Origin of the sequence: Alkalihalobacillus sp. MEB130, assembly GCF_032335535.1 — a bacterium.
Classification (GTDB): Bacteria; Bacillota; Bacilli; order Bacillales; family Bacillaceae_D; genus Halalkalibacter.
On sequence record NZ_JAOANA010000003.1, the window covers coordinates 20,641 to 36,477 of the forward strand.

General features: G+C 39.3%; 15 protein-coding genes and 1 other annotated feature (1 of these 16 only partly in view). Of the genes, 11 read left to right on the top strand and 4 right to left on the bottom strand.

Annotated elements, in window-relative coordinates:
* Positions 1–96 (top strand) — a binding site (T-box leader); it begins 128 nt to the left of the window's first position.
* A 112-nt stretch (positions 97–208) separates the two neighbouring features.
* Together leuS and N0O92_RS03715 are read left to right on the top strand one after the other, a co-directional pair.
* A complete protein-coding gene (gene leuS, locus N0O92_RS03710) occupies positions 209–2,632 on the top strand; it encodes a leucine--tRNA ligase (RefSeq protein WP_315613274.1) in 2,424 nt (807 codons plus the stop codon).
* Between the two features lie 185 nt (positions 2,633–2,817).
* Positions 2,818–3,276: a hypothetical protein gene (locus tag N0O92_RS03715; protein ID WP_315613275.1), complete on the top strand. Its 459-nt coding sequence runs from the start codon at positions 2,818–2,820 to the stop codon at positions 3,274–3,276.
* 100 nt (positions 3,277–3,376) lie between these two features.
* Here N0O92_RS03715 and N0O92_RS03720 read toward each other — a convergent pair whose 3' ends face one another.
* Together N0O92_RS03720 and N0O92_RS03725 are read right to left on the bottom strand one after the other, a co-directional pair.
* Positions 3,377–3,556, bottom strand: a complete 180-nt coding sequence (locus tag N0O92_RS03720) for an H-type small acid-soluble spore protein (RefSeq protein WP_315613276.1) — start codon at positions 3,554–3,556, stop codon at positions 3,377–3,379.
* 268 nt (positions 3,557–3,824) lie between these two features.
* Positions 3,825–5,096 (bottom strand): BaiN/RdsA family NAD(P)/FAD-dependent oxidoreductase, encoded by a 1,272-nt coding sequence (locus tag N0O92_RS03725; RefSeq protein WP_315613277.1) that lies wholly within the window; start codon positions 5,094–5,096, stop codon positions 3,825–3,827.
* 248 nt (positions 5,097–5,344) lie between these two features.
* Here N0O92_RS03725 and N0O92_RS03730 point away from each other — a divergent pair, with 248 nt between their 5' ends.
* The 5 genes from N0O92_RS03730 (at position 5,345) to N0O92_RS03750 (ending at position 11,075) form a co-directional block, all read left to right on the top strand.
* Positions 5,345–6,985 carry a putative polysaccharide biosynthesis protein gene (locus N0O92_RS03730; protein WP_315613278.1) on the top strand — a complete coding sequence of 547 codons (1,641 nt, stop codon included), beginning with the start codon at positions 5,345–5,347 and terminating at the stop codon, positions 6,983–6,985.
* A gap of 245 nt (positions 6,986–7,230) precedes the next feature.
* The gene (gene ftsW / locus N0O92_RS03735) at positions 7,231–8,385 is read left to right on the top strand and encodes a putative lipid II flippase FtsW (protein ID WP_315613279.1); all 1,155 of its coding nucleotides are present in this window, start codon (positions 7,231–7,233) and stop codon (positions 8,383–8,385) included.
* Between the two features lie 39 nt (positions 8,386–8,424).
* Entirely contained in the window at positions 8,425–9,609 is a 1,185-nt protein-coding gene (rodA, locus tag N0O92_RS03740; RefSeq protein ID WP_315613280.1) for a rod shape-determining protein RodA, read from the top strand.
* A 79-nt stretch (positions 9,610–9,688) separates the two neighbouring features.
* On the top strand, positions 9,689–10,378 hold the full coding sequence (locus N0O92_RS03745) for an NAD(P)-binding domain-containing protein (RefSeq protein ID WP_315613281.1): 690 nt from the start codon (positions 9,689–9,691) through the stop codon (positions 10,376–10,378).
* Positions 10,365–11,075 carry a pseudouridine synthase gene (locus N0O92_RS03750; protein ID WP_315613282.1) on the top strand — a complete coding sequence of 237 codons (711 nt, stop codon included), beginning with the start codon at positions 10,365–10,367 and terminating at the stop codon, positions 11,073–11,075. Before N0O92_RS03745 ends, N0O92_RS03750 begins: the two co-directional genes overlap by 14 nt.
* Positions 11,076–11,164: 89 nt before the next feature.
* Here N0O92_RS03750 and N0O92_RS03755 read toward each other — a convergent pair whose 3' ends face one another.
* Positions 11,165–11,383, bottom strand: coding sequence for a DeoR family transcriptional regulator (locus N0O92_RS03755; protein WP_315613283.1), 219 nt, complete (start codon positions 11,381–11,383; stop codon positions 11,165–11,167).
* 285 nt (positions 11,384–11,668) lie between these two features.
* Between N0O92_RS03755 and pepV the strand changes: the two genes are divergently transcribed.
* On the top strand, positions 11,669–13,081 hold the full coding sequence (gene pepV / locus N0O92_RS03760; RefSeq protein ID WP_315613284.1) for a dipeptidase PepV: 1,413 nt from the start codon (positions 11,669–11,671) through the stop codon (positions 13,079–13,081).
* 82 nt (positions 13,082–13,163) lie between these two features.
* Here the strand turns inward: pepV and cysK are convergent, their stop codons facing one another.
* Positions 13,164–14,099, bottom strand: coding sequence for a cysteine synthase A (gene cysK, locus N0O92_RS03765; protein WP_315613285.1), 936 nt, complete (start codon positions 14,097–14,099; stop codon positions 13,164–13,166).
* 125 nt (positions 14,100–14,224) lie between these two features.
* Between cysK and thpR the strand changes: the two genes are divergently transcribed.
* Genes thpR through N0O92_RS03780 form a run of 3 tightly spaced genes read left to right on the top strand, consistent with a single transcriptional unit; the run spans position 14,225 to position 15,821 of the window.
* A complete protein-coding gene (thpR, locus tag N0O92_RS03770; RefSeq protein ID WP_315613286.1) occupies positions 14,225–14,773 on the top strand; it encodes an RNA 2',3'-cyclic phosphodiesterase in 549 nt (182 codons plus the stop codon).
* Positions 14,770–15,138 carry a CidA/LrgA family protein gene (locus tag N0O92_RS03775; RefSeq protein ID WP_315613287.1) on the top strand — a complete coding sequence of 123 codons (369 nt, stop codon included), beginning with the start codon at positions 14,770–14,772 and terminating at the stop codon, positions 15,136–15,138. Before thpR ends, N0O92_RS03775 begins: the two co-directional genes overlap by 4 nt.
* Entirely contained in the window at positions 15,135–15,821 is a 687-nt protein-coding gene (locus N0O92_RS03780; RefSeq protein ID WP_315613288.1) for an LrgB family protein, read from the top strand. Before N0O92_RS03775 ends, N0O92_RS03780 begins: the two co-directional genes overlap by 4 nt.
* Positions 15,822–15,837: the final 16 nt, after the last annotated feature.

A 15,837-nucleotide genomic window follows, 5' to 3' on the forward strand; every position in this document is an offset into this window, starting at 1 on the left:
CGGGTCACGACCGTTATTTGTGTAGAGCGAATGAAGGATGTATATTCATTAATGTGGGTGGTACCGCGGGAAGTATAAATAACTCTCGTCCCTAACAAATTGTTAGGGATGGGGGTTTTTTCTATATAGGCTCGGAAATCCCTTTTTGAACAATCTTAAAGCTCGAACCATCACACGTTTGAACAAGCTAATTTAGGAGGAAAATAGGATGTCGTTTTCACATGAGCAAATTGAGAAAAAGTGGCAAAAGTATTGGGAAGAAAACAAAACATTTAAAACAATAGAGGAGCCCGATAAACCAAAGTTTTATGCGTTAGATATGTTCCCTTATCCTTCAGGAGCTGGTCTTCATGTTGGTCACCCTGAAGGCTATACGGCTACCGATATTTTATCGAGAATGAAACGAATGCAAGGATATAACGTTCTTCATCCAATGGGATGGGATGCATTCGGTCTTCCTGCAGAGCAGTATGCTCTTGATACAGGGAATGACCCTGCGATTTTTACTGAACAAAACATTAATACATTTCGCCGTCAAATCAAATCATTAGGTTTTTCCTATGATTGGGATCGTGAAATCAATACGACGGACCCTGATTATTATAAATGGACACAATGGATTTTTACAAAACTTCATGAAAAAGGCTTAGCTTATATTGATGAAGTGGCTGTTAACTGGTGCCCTGCACTAGGGACGGTATTAGCGAATGAAGAGGTTATTGATGGCAAGAGTGAACGCGGTGATCATCCAGTCGAGCGTCGTCCGATGAAGCAGTGGATGCTGAAAATTACCGCTTACGCTGATCGCTTACTTGAAGACTTAGAAGAACTTGATTGGCCTGAGAGCATTAAAGATATGCAACGTAACTGGATCGGACGCTCTGAAGGAGCAGAAGTTACGTTTAATGTTGATGGACATGAAGGGGAAGAGGTCAAAGTCTTTACAACGCGTCCTGATACATTATTTGGAGCAACGTATATGGTGCTATCACCTGAGCATAAGCTTGTTGATGTTATTACAACTGCTGAGCAACAAGAACAAATTGACGCATACAAAGCAAAAGTAGCAGCCAAAAGTGATTTGGAACGCACAGAGCTTTCAAAGGAAAAGACCGGTGTCTTTACTGGGGCGTATGCTGTTAATCCTGTAAATGGTGAGCGTATTCCGATTTGGATTGCTGATTATGTATTAGTAAGTTACGGAACAGGAGCGATCATGGCGGTACCTGCTCATGACGAACGTGACTACGAGTTTGCTAAGACATTTGAGTTGCCGATTCGTGAAGTCGTTGCTGGTGGAAGTGTTGAGGAAGAGGCCTATACTGGCGATGGTGATCACGTAAATTCGGACTTCTTAAATGGCTTAGATAAGGAAACGGGCATTCGAACAATGATTGACTGGCTTGAAGCTAATCAATTTGGGAAAAAACAAGTGACGTACCGTCTGCGAGATTGGTTATTTAGCCGTCAGCGTTATTGGGGAGAACCAATTCCAGTCATTCATTGGGAAGATGGAACAATGACAACCGTTCCTGAGGATCAATTGCCGCTTGAATTGCCGAAGATGAAAGAAATTAGACCGTCTGGAACAGGCGAATCACCTTTAGCAAATGCGAAGGACTGGTTAGAAGTGGTTGACCCTGTAACAGGGAAAAAAGGTCGTCGTGAAACAAATACGATGCCTCAATGGGCAGGGAGCTGCTGGTATTACCTTCGTTATATTGATCCGACAAATACAGAGGCATTAGCTGATCCAGAGAAATTAAAGAGATGGCTCCCAGTCGACATTTACATTGGGGGAGCAGAGCATGCTGTGCTTCACTTGTTATATGCGCGCTTCTGGCACAAAGTTCTTTATGACATTGGTGTTGTTACAACGAAAGAACCGTTCCAAAAGCTCTTTAACCAAGGAATGATTCTTGGTGAAAATAATGAAAAAATGAGTAAGTCAAAAGGAAACGTGGTCAATCCAGATGACGTTGTTGACAGTCATGGTGCAGATACATTGCGTTTATACGAAATGTTCATGGGCCCATTAGACGGTTCGATTGCCTGGTCGACTAATGGCTTAGATGGCGCTCGTCGTTTCTTAGATCGTGTTTGGCGTTTATTCGTTGATGAAGCGACAGGTGAGATTAGCACGGCAATTCAAGACGTACCTGCATCTGAAAGCTTTGCTCGAGTGTATCATCAATCTGTTAAGAAAATAACAGAAGATATGACAGAGCTTCGTTTTAATGTAGCGATATCACAAATGATGGTGTTCATTAACGAAGGGTATAAGCAAGAAGTTCTGCCACGAGAATTGATGGAAGGATTTGTTAAAATGCTAGCGCCAATCGCTCCACATGTAGCAGAAGAGCTATGGGAAAAGCTAGGACATAATAACACAATTAGCTATGAACAATGGCCGACATTTGATGAGGCATTGCTTGTAGAAAATGAAGTGGAAGTGGTCGTTCAAATTAATGGGAAAGTAAAAGCAAAACTTATGATTCCGTCAGATGCGACGAAAGAGCAAATGGAAGACATTGCCAAAGGTGATGACAAAGTACAATCAGCAATTGGAGACAAAACCGTTCGAAAGATCATTGCTGTACCAGGAAAGCTTGTTAATATTGTAGTTGGATAATGAAAAACTCTAAGGGCTGTCTCAACGTATTCCTACCTAAACATGGTAGGGATGCTTATGAGATAGCCCTTTGTCTCTATTTACATGTGAACAAATGACCGTTCATTTAGGATAGAAAGAGCAATTATGAGCACGATAAAAGTGGGTATATAAGTACCTGACTACGATGAATCGGAGGCTTCATAATGGCTGAAAAAGATAAACAACAATTGCTACTTGAAATGGGTCAAGAAGACTTTGATAATCTAGATCTTCTAGAAACAAAATTATATCTACAACAAGCTGAACGAGAGCTTCAAACAGGAAATGAAGAGTTAGTTGTAGCAGAACAGCAGCTTCAACAAGTACAACAGCAAGTTCAGCAATTAGATCCATTGCAACAAGCTCAACAGAATTTACAAAAAGAAAATCAGGAGTTTCAAGCAGCACAACAAAAACTGCAACAAGCACAGCAGCAAGTTCAACAGCAAAAGTTGAATTTACAAAATTTACATCAACAAGTAGAGCAAGGTCAACAACAATTACAAGCTCTTCAAGGACAAGTTGAACAAGAAAAACAACATATTCAACAAGAAAAGCAACAAGTTCAACAAGCGCAACAAAATGTGTTTGATGCGATGAAACAGCAAAATAACCTTCAATAGTTTGCGATCTAAAAGACAAGGCACTGGAAAAGGAATTTCCTTTTTCAGTGCCATTTTTACCAACTCAAATGTTTAAACAAACGTTTATTTAACAATCGAATTATAGTTCTTTTAATTCAGAAATATCTACTTCAGAACGCTCTTCTAAAGGTCCACGTAAATGCACCGTAGCTGTCTTTTCATCATCATGTAATTGATCAATCCAGACAGATGTTCCGTTATAAGTCACATCGATATTTGCTGAAGAGGACAAAATTTGTTTTACTCGATTGGCATCCATGTTCATTCACTCCTCTAATGTATTCGTTTTATGATGTGTGAAAATACATTAGATTATTCTTCCTGTTTTGGAATGAAAGATTCAGTTCGCGAAGGTGAGTTTTCTATGTGAAAATAGAAACATTGGCAAACGAAGGAAAGGTACATATCGGTTCAAAATTGTGGATAACCATGTGAATACTCCAACATATTCACATGTGTATATGTTGGAGTTACAGTTTTTAGAGATGTTAACTAAAAAAAGAGGTAGGTTGTGGATAATGTGGATATTAGCTGTGAGCAAATTGCTCTGCTGCGGATTTCCCAGCTGTGTACCCTGTGGAAAAGGCTACAGTAATATTGTATCCTCCTGTGTATCCATGAATGTCTAATACTTCTCCACAGAAAAACAAGCCTTTTTTCTTTTTGGAATGCATCGTTTTTGGTTCAATTTCTTTAATGGATATTCCTCCGCCAGTAACAAATGCTTTTTCAATGGAAAGTGTTCCGTTTACTTCGATCTCAAAATGCTTGCACATCTTTACGAGAGAACGTAATTCATCATGTGAAATGGTAGAAGCTTGAGTTTGTGAATCTAGATCTAGTTGATCATATACAAATAGTAAAAATCGTTCTTGGGCAAATCCTTTTAGTATGTTTTTCAATGCCTTCTTCGGTTCAGCTTTTACTTTGGAAAGAACTTGCTGAAAAAGAGCCTCCTCTGATACAGCAGGAAAGAGGTCCACTTCCATCTTCACTGTTTTTGTTTGTGACTTTTTTAAGGCTTTTACAACGTATTGACTGCATCTTAGTGCGGCTGGTCCTGAAATACCGAAATGAGTAAAAATCATATCACCATCATGCGTTTTTATCTTTTTGCCTTTCGGATTGAAAACCGTAAGCTCAATATCTCTTAACGATAACCCTTGAAGAGTCTTCTGACGAATAAACGGTTCATTTGAGGTGATGGGTACTTCTGTAGGGTAAAGCTCTGTAATGGTATGCCCTGCCTTTTCCGCCCATGGATAGCCATCTCCAGTACTTCCGGTGTGAGGAACTGATTTTCCACCAGTTGCGACAATAACTGCTGAAGTAGAAATTTCCTCACCGCTGTAGAGAACCACTTCTGCTACAGCTTCCTCTGAATAATTGATGGTGTTTACCGTTGTATTTGTTCGAATATCGACCCCAAGCTCTCGAACACGACGTAACAAAGTCTCAACAACAGTTGTGGCTTTATCATTAACCGGGAACATTCTACCGCGGTCTTCTTCTTTCAATTGAATCCCTAATCCTTCAAAAAACTCAATAATGTTCTCATTATTAAATACAGAAAATGGACTATGCATAAAACGGCCATTTCCAGGTATGTGAGCAATTAAGTCTTGGATCTCCATTCTATTTGTTACATTGCAGCGACCACCACCAGAAATAGCAAGCTTACGACCAAGCTTATTTCCTTTGTCTAATAAAAGAACGGCAGCGCCATGTTCAGCTGCTGCAATGGAAGCCATTAAACCTGATGGTCCTCCTCCGATGACAATGACATCGTATTTCTTCATCGCTTTCACCTCATATATAAAATTATGTATTTACAATTATGTGTACGAATAGTATGTAGGCTGATGAGGACCCACGTGAAAAAGCCAAGAAAATAACCTTTCAGCTAACATATTGCTATACCGTATCATTTTTCCTCTTAAAAAGGAATGGATGTTAAACGAGCAACGCGTTCAAGACTATGGTAAAATGCAGAAGGAGTTTTATTTGCTTTTCTAATTAAGTATGTACTTGGAAAGTAGGTTCAATTATGTCTGATTCAAAATTATTGCGTGGCACAATGGTGTTAACAGCCGCTACATTTGTATCTAAAATATTAGGCCTTATTTATATATTCCCTTTTACAGCCATTGTAGGCCAAACGGGGATTGCCTTATACTCTTATGGTTATTTGCCCTATACCGTCTTGTTAAGTTTGGCGACATTAGGGGTTCCGTTAGCAGTCTCTAAATTTGTCTCAAGATATAATTCCTTAGGAGATTACCGAACGGGGCATCGCTTATTTAAATCAGGTTTGTTATTCATGTCTGTTACGGGATTAATCGCTTTTCTCATTTTGTTTTTTGCTGCACCGTATATCGTACCATGGATTATTGAAAACCCAACAGAAAAAGGAAATACATTTGAAGAAATCGTCTTTACGATTCGAATGGTAAGTGTGGCACTGTTAATTGTGCCCATCATGTCGATTATTCGTGGGTATTTTCAAGGGTTTCAGTCAATGGGTCCAACCGCTGTTTCACAAGTAATTGAACAAATTGTTCGGATTGTCTTTATTTTGGCCATTACTTTTTCAATTGTGAACATGATGGAAGGGAGTATTGGGGTAGCCGTTGGATTTGCGACGTTTGGTGCATTTGTTGGTGCCCTTGGAGGACTGGCTGTTTTGGTCACATATTGGTTCAAAAGAAAAACATTGATCCATGAGCAGCTTGAAAAGAGTACGGTTGATCATCAATTGTCGTTAAAAGACATGTATAAAGAGCTCATTTCCTATGCTCTGCCTTTATCATTCGTTGGTCTTGCGATTCCATTGTATCAATTAATCGATTTATTTACATTTAACAACACGTTAATTGGCACCCATTTGACGCAAGACGAATCAGAAATTGCGTTCGCGGTATTCTCCAATACAGCTCATAAAATCATCTTAATACCAATGGCATTAGCAACAGCTCTATCAATTACACTCATTCCAACGATTACAAAATCGTTTACAACAAATGATCATGCCTTGTTACAAAAACAAATTACACAAACGTATCAGGTCATTTTGTTTTTGACGATTCCCGCGGCTGTAGGTATGTCAGTCCTTGCTTATCCAGCATTTGGAGCTCTTTATGGGCTATCAGACTTTGAAGTGGGAGGATACATTTTGCGTTATTATGCTCCCATTACACTATTCTTCTCCCTTTTTGCTGTTACAGCAGCTATTTTACAAGGGATGAATAAACAAAACATCGCTGTTCTTGCTCTTTGTATTGGCTTGCTACTAAAACTTGCAACCAATAGTTGGTTCTTATCGATGCTTGGACCTGTTGGGGGAGTGTTAGCGACGTATTTGGGATATGCCGCTTCTATTTCCGTTACGGTTTGGGCTATTGGGAAGTATGCCAATTTTAGTTATAAATTAATTGTCAAACGCGCTTTGTTAATCGTTGTTTTTACAGCTGCGATGGCAGTGGCTGTTATCTTTGTCAACATGGGGATCCAAACGATCATTCCAATCACTTCTCAATTACGTGCCTTCCCAAGCTTATTTGGTGGAATTTTAGTTGGTGCTGGTATTTATCTCTATCTAAGCTATCGTTCTCATTTAGCAGGACAAGTACTTGGCGCGAGGTTTAACGTATTAAATAGAAGAAAACAAAGAGAAAGAGAAGAGGGATAGATCTTTTTAGTTGTTATTAGACGGACTTTCTTAACCCGATCTATACGTTATTTGGTAAGGGAAGACTTTAATTCGACATTCTTTACCAAGGAAAGCCTCTTTTGCTTATAAATACGGTTTGTTATAATAGAGAATGGTCTACAGGAAATTAATTAGTAAGGTGGAACAAACTTAGGTTTTTCTTTCTTGCTTTAAATACAGCCATTTCGTGGTAAATGAATGATTGCTAGAGCAGGAGGGGCGCGATGAAATATTCATTTCGAAAAGATAATGATTGGTTGTTAATCATCACTACGTTCCTTTTAGCTGCATTTGGATTGGTGATGGTCTTTAGTGCAAGTTATCCGATCGGGTTAGGACAAACTGTTCCAAACGCATACTCGTTTATTCAACGTCAGTTGCTTTGGTTTGTACTAGCTATCTTTGCTTTCTTAATTGTGATGCATTTCCCGTATCGGTTTTACAGAAAGTTATCTCCAATCATTATACTCCTATCAATCGTCTCGTTATTTCTCGTTTTGTTACCATGGCTTGGAGTGACGATTGGAGGAGCTCAGCGCTGGATTCAATTAGGTCCAATGAGGGTACAGCCATCTGAATTTGTTAAGATTGGTATGATCATCTATTTAGCTCAAGTATATTCACAAAAACAAGCCTATATTGATCAGTTTGTGAAAGGTGTTATGCCGCCACTAGTTGTCGTTGGATTTGTGTTTGGATTAATTATGATGCAACCAGACTTAGGGACTGCCACGTCCATTTTACTCGTTACTTTTTTTCTGGTCTTTTTTTCAGGAGCAAAGTGGAGGCATTTGATTGGACTTGGGGTAGTCGGTGTGACTCTTTTTGGTGTTTTTGCCATGTCAGCACCTTACCGTGTGAGACGTCTAACATCGTATCAAGATCCGTTTGCTGATCCAACAGGAGATGGTCATCAAGTCATTCAATCCTATATTGCTATGGCACATGGAGGCCTTAGTGGAACAGGACTAGGACAAAGCGTACAAAAGCTTTATTACTTACCTGAGGCTCATACCGATTTTATTTTAGCCATTGTAGCAGAAGAACTAGGACTGTTAGGAGTATTAATTGTTTTAGGTTTGCATACAATCATTTTGATTAAAGGTGTACGAATAGGAGCACGGTGCAAGAGTCCTTTTGGAAGCTTGCTAGCATTTGGAATTGTGTTTCAAATTGCCATTCAAATTATTTTTAATATTGGAGCTGTAACAGGCATGCTCCCAATAACGGGGATTCCGTTGCCGTTAGTTAGTAATGGTGGTTCATCTTTATTTTTTACACTCATTTCGTTGGCTATTTTAGCCAATATTTCGCGGAATAACATCCGTCAAAAAAGACTGAAAGATTTCAATGAAGAAACACAGCTTTCGGCTTCGTAGGAAAAGTCAGAGAGCTGTTTCTTATAGATGGAGGATACAATGGAAGAAAGGAAAACGGGCTTTCAACAGTTGGATTATACGTTGTTGTTTCTGCTGTTTGTGCTCATGTGCATTAGTTTGCTCGCTATTTATAGTGGGTCTGGTCAGTATTTTAGTGAGGATCCAACCTATTATGTAAAACGTCAAATCATTTGGTTTGTTGTGGGAATTGTAGTTATGGTTGGTGTGATGTTGGTTGATTACGATATGTTTAAAAACTTTTCGATTCCACTTTACGGAATTGGGATTACTTTATTATTGCTTGTTGCCTTTTCTCCACTCGGAGTTTTTCGAAATGGGTCCCAACGCTGGCTTGATTTAGGTCCAGCAGAAATTCAACCATCAGAGTTTATGAAAATATTTCTAATCATAGCCTTGGCGCATATGCTGTACCGAGTGACGGCGAATCGAGTAGAAAAAGATCTCAAATCTGATTTAATCATTGTTGCGAAAGTAATTGCGATTGGACTTCCGCCGTTTTTCTTAATACTAAGACAGCCAGACTTAGGAACGGCGCTCGTTATTGCGAGTATTATGGCGACCATGTTACTCATGTCTGGTGTAGCATGGAGAATTATTTCAGCCCTTGGATTAGCTGTATTTGGTGGCATTATCACGTTAGTTTGGCTTCATAATCATAATTTTGATCTGTTTACTAAATTTATTGCGTCCCACCAATTAGATCGAATTTATGGTTGGTTAGATCCATACGAACATCAAGGTTCATATGGGTATCAGCTAGTAAATGCAATGAGAGGAATTGGATCAGGTCAATTGCATGGAAGTGGCTTCATGCAAGGAATTCAAACACAAAGTGATCGAATTCCAGAGATTCATACTGATTTTATTTTTACCGTTATCGGTGAAGAGTTTGGTTTTATCGGTGCGACAATCTTGATTGTTACGTATTTTCTGTTGTTTTACCGAATGATTATTATTGCATTAACGTGTAATAATTTGTTTGGGACCTACTTAGTTTCTGGTGTTATTGGACTTCTTGTGTTCCAAGTATTTCAAAATATCGCCATGACCATTGGTTTGATGCCTATTACAGGTTTGGCCCTTCCGTTTATTAGTTATGGAGGGAGTGCTCTCTTAACCAATATGTTAGCGATGGGGATTATTCTTAATGTCAATATACGAACGAGGCACTATATGTTTGAAACGGAAGAAACGAGCATGTAAGAGTTGATAATCTTATGATTAACAGCTCTTTCTTTTTGTTCTTGTGCCATTATCTTGTACCATTAATGGAGGGGAAAGAATGAAGATCATTGTGGGTTCTGGTCGGCTTGCGAGTATGCTTTTAACCGTTTTAAAGAAGGGTGAGAACATGTATGTGTTTGGTCGAAATGAGCAAACTGTGGATAGCTTACTTCAACAATTTTCCTATGTGGAAAAAGCAACACCTCAGGATTTATCGAAGGCAACGGAGCTCTTTCTTTGTTTACCGAAAAGTGGCTATTCAGATTTTCTTCAACGATTTGCAAGGTCACTACGGAACGATGTAACGATCTTTCATATGGCTACCGTTGTAAATGAAGAGGAAGTAAAGAGCCTGTCAGACAACAAAAAAGTTGTACCGTTAAAGTTAGCCGGACACGCAAAGATAGTGAAACGAGAGGCACGGGGGTTATTCGTCCTTGCACCTCATCACAAGGAAGAACAAAGTCGGCTGAGAGAATGGTTCCCAACGATGCAAATTGAACTTGCTGAAGAAAGCACTGTCTTACTTGCCAATCAGCTAGCAACCGAAGCTGCGATTCAAATGAGTGTGTTATTATCAAAAGAGATGACGGCGCATCAGATTCCTACAGCCATTCAGAAACAAACATTTGATCAGACAGTTCACGGTGTCATTGACGCGTATCAATCAAATGATTTAGGAGGATTTGCTCGGAAGATTGCTGAACAATTGAAGGAGAAAGGGGGAGAACGAAATGAGAATGGATAAGTTACTGGCGAATATGGGATTTGGGACTCGAAAAGATGTGAAGAAATTGATGAAATCAGGAAGTGTACATGTCAATGGAGAAGTCGTAAAAGAAGGAAAGACCCATGTGAACCCAGACGAGGACTTAGTAACAGTTTTTGGTGAAGAAGTGAAATACAAACCATATATTTATTTAATGCTTAATAAGCCTCAAGGTGTGATCTCAGCAACAGAAGATGACGAGCATGAGACAGTCATTGATTTATTGGTGTATGAACATGCCATGTATGAGCCATTTCCTGTTGGAAGACTAGACAAAGATACGGAAGGGCTCCTTTTAATTACGAACGATGGACAGTTTTCACATGCGTTAATGTCTCCAAGAAAGCATGTTCCTAAAACCTATTTCGCAACTGTAAGTGGGATGGTGACGGAGGAAGATAAGGTGTTGTTTAAGGAAGGTGTAACGTTAGATGATGGCTATGTGACAAAGCCAGCTGAGTTACTAATTAAAAAGCAAGGAGCCATATCGGAAATAGAGCTAACCATCACTGAAGGGAAATACCATCAAGTAAAACGAATGTTTGAGGCGGTTGGAAAGAAAGTTCTCACATTAAAGCGTCTAAAGGTTGGAAATCTTGAATTAGATCAGAAGTTAGAGTTAGGAACATATCGAGAGCTAACAGAATCAGAAATTGACATGCTACTCTCTAAATAAAAAAGGTGTTCCAGTGGTTTATATAAACCTCGGACACCTTTTCTGCTCTACCTATTTACATATGGTTGTACACTAGTACACCACATTCATTACGAAACTCGAGTTTTCTTTTTTGTTGCACTCCACTTCCCACGCGTTGGACTTTCAACGAGGTTGTTGTACTCTAGCACATTGAGGTCACGTTGAATCGTCCGTTGGGTTATCCCGAATTCTTCAACTAATTCATTCGTTGTGACGGTCCCCCTTTGTTTAATGTAAAGGTAGATAGACTTAATACGAGTCAGCATACGATCAGTTGAAGTTTTCAAAAAACCACTCCTTATTCATAATCATGACTTGTTCTTAGGTAGAGTCTATGTAATAACATGGAAATTCATGCATGTTATTACGCTGTGTTCACGTTGTTTCTTTGCTTTTTAGTAGCTTAAAGGACCGCTTTCTCTCTATTGATTTTACAAAGTAAGAAAGGTAATGTTGTAAGTGGTCCAAATGAAGCATGGTTCATTCCTGATATATCTATTTTACAATAATTCAAACAACTATGCAAAATCGTTGTACGAAAATATACCGAATAATTAGAAAGGTGAGTGAAGATGACAACTATAAATTGGATGCATGAAGTTGAAAAAAGAAAAGAGAACTTGATTAAAGAAACACAGCAACTCCTACAAATTGCAAGCGTTTTAGACGATTCTACAATAGCAGAAGGTTCCCCGTTTGGAGAAGGTATAGCTGAAGCATTACAGTATTTGTTACAAAAAGGTGAAGAAAATCAATTTTTTGTAAAAAATCTTGATGGATATGCTGGAGTGATCGAATACGGAAGTGGAGAGGAAAGCGTTGGTATATTATGTCACTTAGATGTTGTGCCAGCAGGGAATGGTTGGACAAGCCCTCCATTTTCAGCGGAAATTCGTGATGAACGTATTTATGCACGGGGGGCAATAGACAATAAAGGACCTACGATGGCCGCATTTTTTGCCTTGCTTATTGTTAAAGAACTAGGTCTTACTATCGATAAAAGAGTAAGAATGATCCTAGGAACGGATGAAGAAAGCAATTGGAGGTGTGTGGAGCATTACTTTAAGCATGAAGAAATGCCAACAGTCGGTTTTGCTCCTGATGCTGATTTTCCGATCATTCATGCTGAAAAAGGTATAACAGATGTGAGTTTCAATTGGGAAAGTAATGAGGAAGAACCAGCAACCGATGTTGCTTTATCAAGCTTTTCAGCTGGAGAACGGTTCAATATGGTACCTGATCAAGCACACGCTATTATAAGAGGAGATTCTTCTATTTTTCATAACATGGAAACAGATTTTAAACAATTTCTCGCAAACAACCAGCATAACGGAGAAGCGAAGGTTGAGCAGGATGAATTGCATCTTACGTATTATGGCATTTCTGCTCATGGATCGACTCCGGAAAATGGCTTAAATGCAGGAACGTCTCTTGCACAATTTTTAGCGAAATGGACCTTTCAAAAATCGGCTAATGCCTTTTTAAGCTTTATTCAAACGTATTGTGACTTTGATGGGACAGGGTTGAAAATTGCAGTAAGTGATCAAGCATCAGGACCATTAACGATGAATGCAGGTTTGTTGAAGTTTCAAGAAAAGAAAGAAGCCAAAGTTGGCTTAAATATACGTTATCCAGTGACCGCTTCTGCTGAGGAATGCTTGAATCAACTCAAACGGGTCGCAAATAGTCAGCATGCCACTTTTACGATTCACGATCATATGGGACCTAATTATGTAGAGGAAAATCATCCTCTTATAAAAACTTTACAACAGGTATATCAGCGTCAAACAGGAGAAGAAGCGAATTTGTTAGCAATTGGTGGGGGAACGTATGCAAGGTCATTAAAAACAGGTGTGGCGTTTGGACCTATGTTTCCTGGAAGAGAAGATGTGGCTCATAAGAAGGATGAATACATTGCTATCGATGATTTGATGAAGATGACGGCGATTTATGCCGAAGCCATTTATGAATTAGCAAAAGCATAAGAAAAATAGGCTACTGAAAAAGGGAGTCTCACCTTCAGTAGCCTTATTTATGAGTAAAACGAGTATCGATTATTGGATATTATTATTTTTCAAATTGAAATAGATCCGTTGAAAGGTAGCGCTCTCCGGTGTCGCAAGCGATCGCTACAACAACGTCATCAGGTGAAAGTCGTTTCGCAACTTCCATTGCAGCAAAGCAAGCTGCGCCAGAAGACGGCCCGACTAAAATAGCTTCCAATCTTGCTAAATCACGGGTTACACGATACGCGTCTTCATCTTCAATCTTTAAAATTTCATTGTAGACTTCTTCATTTAAGATAGGAGGAATAAATCCTGGACTTGTTCCAACTAACTTGTGGGGACCGGGCTTTCCTCCGGATAAAACAGGAGATCCTGCTGGTTCGACAACATGAATAGAGGCTTCCGGATAATGTTTTCGTAATTCTTCACCAGTGCCTGTTATTGTTCCTCCCGTCCCAGAAGCAGCAACAAAGGCAGAAAGTTTTTTGCCAATGGAATCAAGCGATTGCTTAATTTCAAGCGCAGTTGTATAACGGTGAGCGTCAGGGTTTGCTGCGTTCTCAAATTGCATCGGAATAAAACTATTTGGTATTTCTTTTGCAAGTTCATGGGCTTTGTCAATCGCACCAGGCATCTTTTCATCACCAGGAGTGAGGACGACTTCAGCTCCGTATGCTTTTAAAATGTTAATACGCTCGGCTGACATCGTATCTGGCATCGTTAAAATAGCACGATAACCTCTTGCGGCCGCATTCATAGCAATACCAATTCCAGTATTGCCACTTGTTGGCTCGATAATCGTTGCACCTGGCTTTAGAAGGCCGTCTTTTTCAGCTTGAATCATCATATTATAAGCTGCTCGGTCCTTCACACTTCCACTGGGGTTTTGCATTTCCATTTTTAAATAAACAGTCGCCCCATTTGGATCAGGGATACGATTTAAACGGACTAAAGGAGTTCGTCCAATTAATTCTGCAATGTTTGTAACAACAGTCATGAATACACTTCCTCTTTCATATTTACTACATTCATTTTATCATAGAAAAAACGAGTTTTCCTAATAGATAGGGAAAGAGTAAAATGAATGTAGAAGGTCAACCTAATGAGGAAGGGGTGGAACATATGCAATCACATTATTTTATTGCCGTACCTTTGCCGGCAGATGTAAAAAGCAAAGTGAAGAATTCTTTTACGCAGAGGACGTATCCTTTTAAACGCTGGGTACACGAAGAAGACTTACATTTGACGCTTGTGTTTCTAGGGGCTTGTACAAACGAGCAATTGCAAAAAGTTCAAGCGAGTTGTCGTTCTTTGCTAAGCAATTGGGGAGAATTCTCATTAGAAACTTCTGCACTTGGAACATATGGGTCTAAAACAAATCCGAGGATTTTTTGGTTAGGGGTAAAAGACGAACCAAAGCTCTATCGTCTGCAACAAGATATTTTCACCATTTGTGTAGAAGCAGGTTTTTCACTTGATAAACGAGCTTTTTCTCCTCATATTACGTTAGCTCGGAAATGGGTGGGAGATGAACCATATGTCCCTGATCAAGAAGGGATAATGGCAAAAGAGCAGTGGCTTGTTAGTGACATTGTCCTTTATCAAAGTGTTCTAACTGAAACACCTAAATATAAAACGATAGAAAGGTTTCCACTTGGTGAAAAACAATGATAGTCATAAGGATCAGTATTCATATAGCCGTTTTAACTTGTTTTTATTTGTTAGGTGTTGGTATTCAACGTTATTTTGAACTGATGATACCCGGCAGCATTATCGGTATGCTGCTATTATTTTTAGCATTATCTATGAAACTATTTCCGCTTCGCTATATTGAGGAAGGCTCTTCGTTTATTCTAAGACATATGCCACTGCTTTTCTTGCCTGTGACAGTGGGGATATTACAATTTCTCGATGTGTTCTCTGGTGGTGGATTTCTATTAATCTTGATAACATTCGTGAGTACGTTGATTGTGATGGCTGTTTCTGGAATTGTGGGCCAAACTCTTGTGAAGAAAAAGGAGGTTGATAAACAATGAAAATTCTACTAGGTGTTATTTTTATAATGGTCACAATTGGCATTTATCTCGCTTCCAAAGTTTTGTATAAACGTTATCCTTTTCCGTATATGCTTCCATTGTTAACATCCACAATTGTACTGATCATCGTGTTAGTTGTATTTCAAATTCCATATGAAACGTATTCTCTAGGGGGACGTTGGTTAGAAATGCTCCTTGGACCGGCGGTTGTTGCACTAGCTTTGCCTTTGTATAAACAGTTCTCCATGCTTAAACAAAACTTTGCGCCCATTATGATTAGTGTGACTACAGGAGCCATTGTTGGAATCGTAAGCGGTCTGATGATGGCAAAGTGGTTAGGAATTGAGAAGGAACTTGTTTATTCAATCGTTCCTAAGTCTGTCACTACTCCTGTAGCTATGGACATCGCTACTACATTAGGGGGAATTGCTCCGATAGCCGCCATATTGGTCATGGTTGCAGGTGTTGGAGGTATTGTGATGGCTCCTTACTTGTTTAAATTGTGTAAGATTGATCATGCTATTGGCAAGGGTCTTGGTACAGGAAGTGGTGCACATGCTATTGGAACAGCAAAAGCAATCGAGAATAGTGAAAAAGAAGGGGCTGCCAGTTCCGTTGCGATGACTCTTAGTGCCATTATTGTTTCATTTATTGGTCCATTTATCGTCTTTCTTTTTTACTAATATACATGGTACGATT

What these genes read in the sequence shown, in the direction of transcription:
- leuS (WP_315613274.1), top strand. Translation starts at nt 209, where the DNA reads ATGTCGTTTTCACATGAGCAAATTGAGAAAAAGTGGCAAAAGTATTGG.
- N0O92_RS03715 (WP_315613275.1), top strand. Translation starts at nt 2,818, where the DNA reads ATGGCTGAAAAAGATAAACAACAATTGCTACTTGAAATGGGTCAAGAA.
- N0O92_RS03720 (WP_315613276.1), bottom strand. Translation starts at nt 3,556, where the DNA reads ATGGATGCCAATCGAGTAAAACAAATTTTGTCCTCTTCAGCAAATATC.
- N0O92_RS03725 (WP_315613277.1), bottom strand. Translation starts at nt 5,096, where the DNA reads ATGAAGAAATACGATGTCATTGTCATCGGAGGAGGACCATCAGGTTTA.
- N0O92_RS03730 (WP_315613278.1), top strand. Translation starts at nt 5,345, where the DNA reads ATGTCTGATTCAAAATTATTGCGTGGCACAATGGTGTTAACAGCCGCT.
- ftsW (WP_315613279.1), top strand. Translation starts at nt 7,231, where the DNA reads ATGAAATATTCATTTCGAAAAGATAATGATTGGTTGTTAATCATCACT.
- rodA (WP_315613280.1), top strand. Translation starts at nt 8,425, where the DNA reads ATGGAAGAAAGGAAAACGGGCTTTCAACAGTTGGATTATACGTTGTTG.
- N0O92_RS03745 (WP_315613281.1), top strand. Translation starts at nt 9,689, where the DNA reads ATGAAGATCATTGTGGGTTCTGGTCGGCTTGCGAGTATGCTTTTAACC.
- N0O92_RS03750 (WP_315613282.1), top strand. Translation starts at nt 10,365, where the DNA reads ATGAGAATGGATAAGTTACTGGCGAATATGGGATTTGGGACTCGAAAA.
- pepV (WP_315613284.1), top strand. Translation starts at nt 11,669, where the DNA reads ATGACAACTATAAATTGGATGCATGAAGTTGAAAAAAGAAAAGAGAAC.
- cysK (WP_315613285.1), bottom strand. Translation starts at nt 14,099, where the DNA reads ATGACTGTTGTTACAAACATTGCAGAATTAATTGGACGAACTCCTTTA.
- thpR (WP_315613286.1), top strand. Translation starts at nt 14,225, where the DNA reads ATGCAATCACATTATTTTATTGCCGTACCTTTGCCGGCAGATGTAAAA.
- N0O92_RS03775 (WP_315613287.1), top strand. Translation starts at nt 14,770, where the DNA reads ATGATAGTCATAAGGATCAGTATTCATATAGCCGTTTTAACTTGTTTT.
- N0O92_RS03780 (WP_315613288.1), top strand. Translation starts at nt 15,135, where the DNA reads ATGAAAATTCTACTAGGTGTTATTTTTATAATGGTCACAATTGGCATT.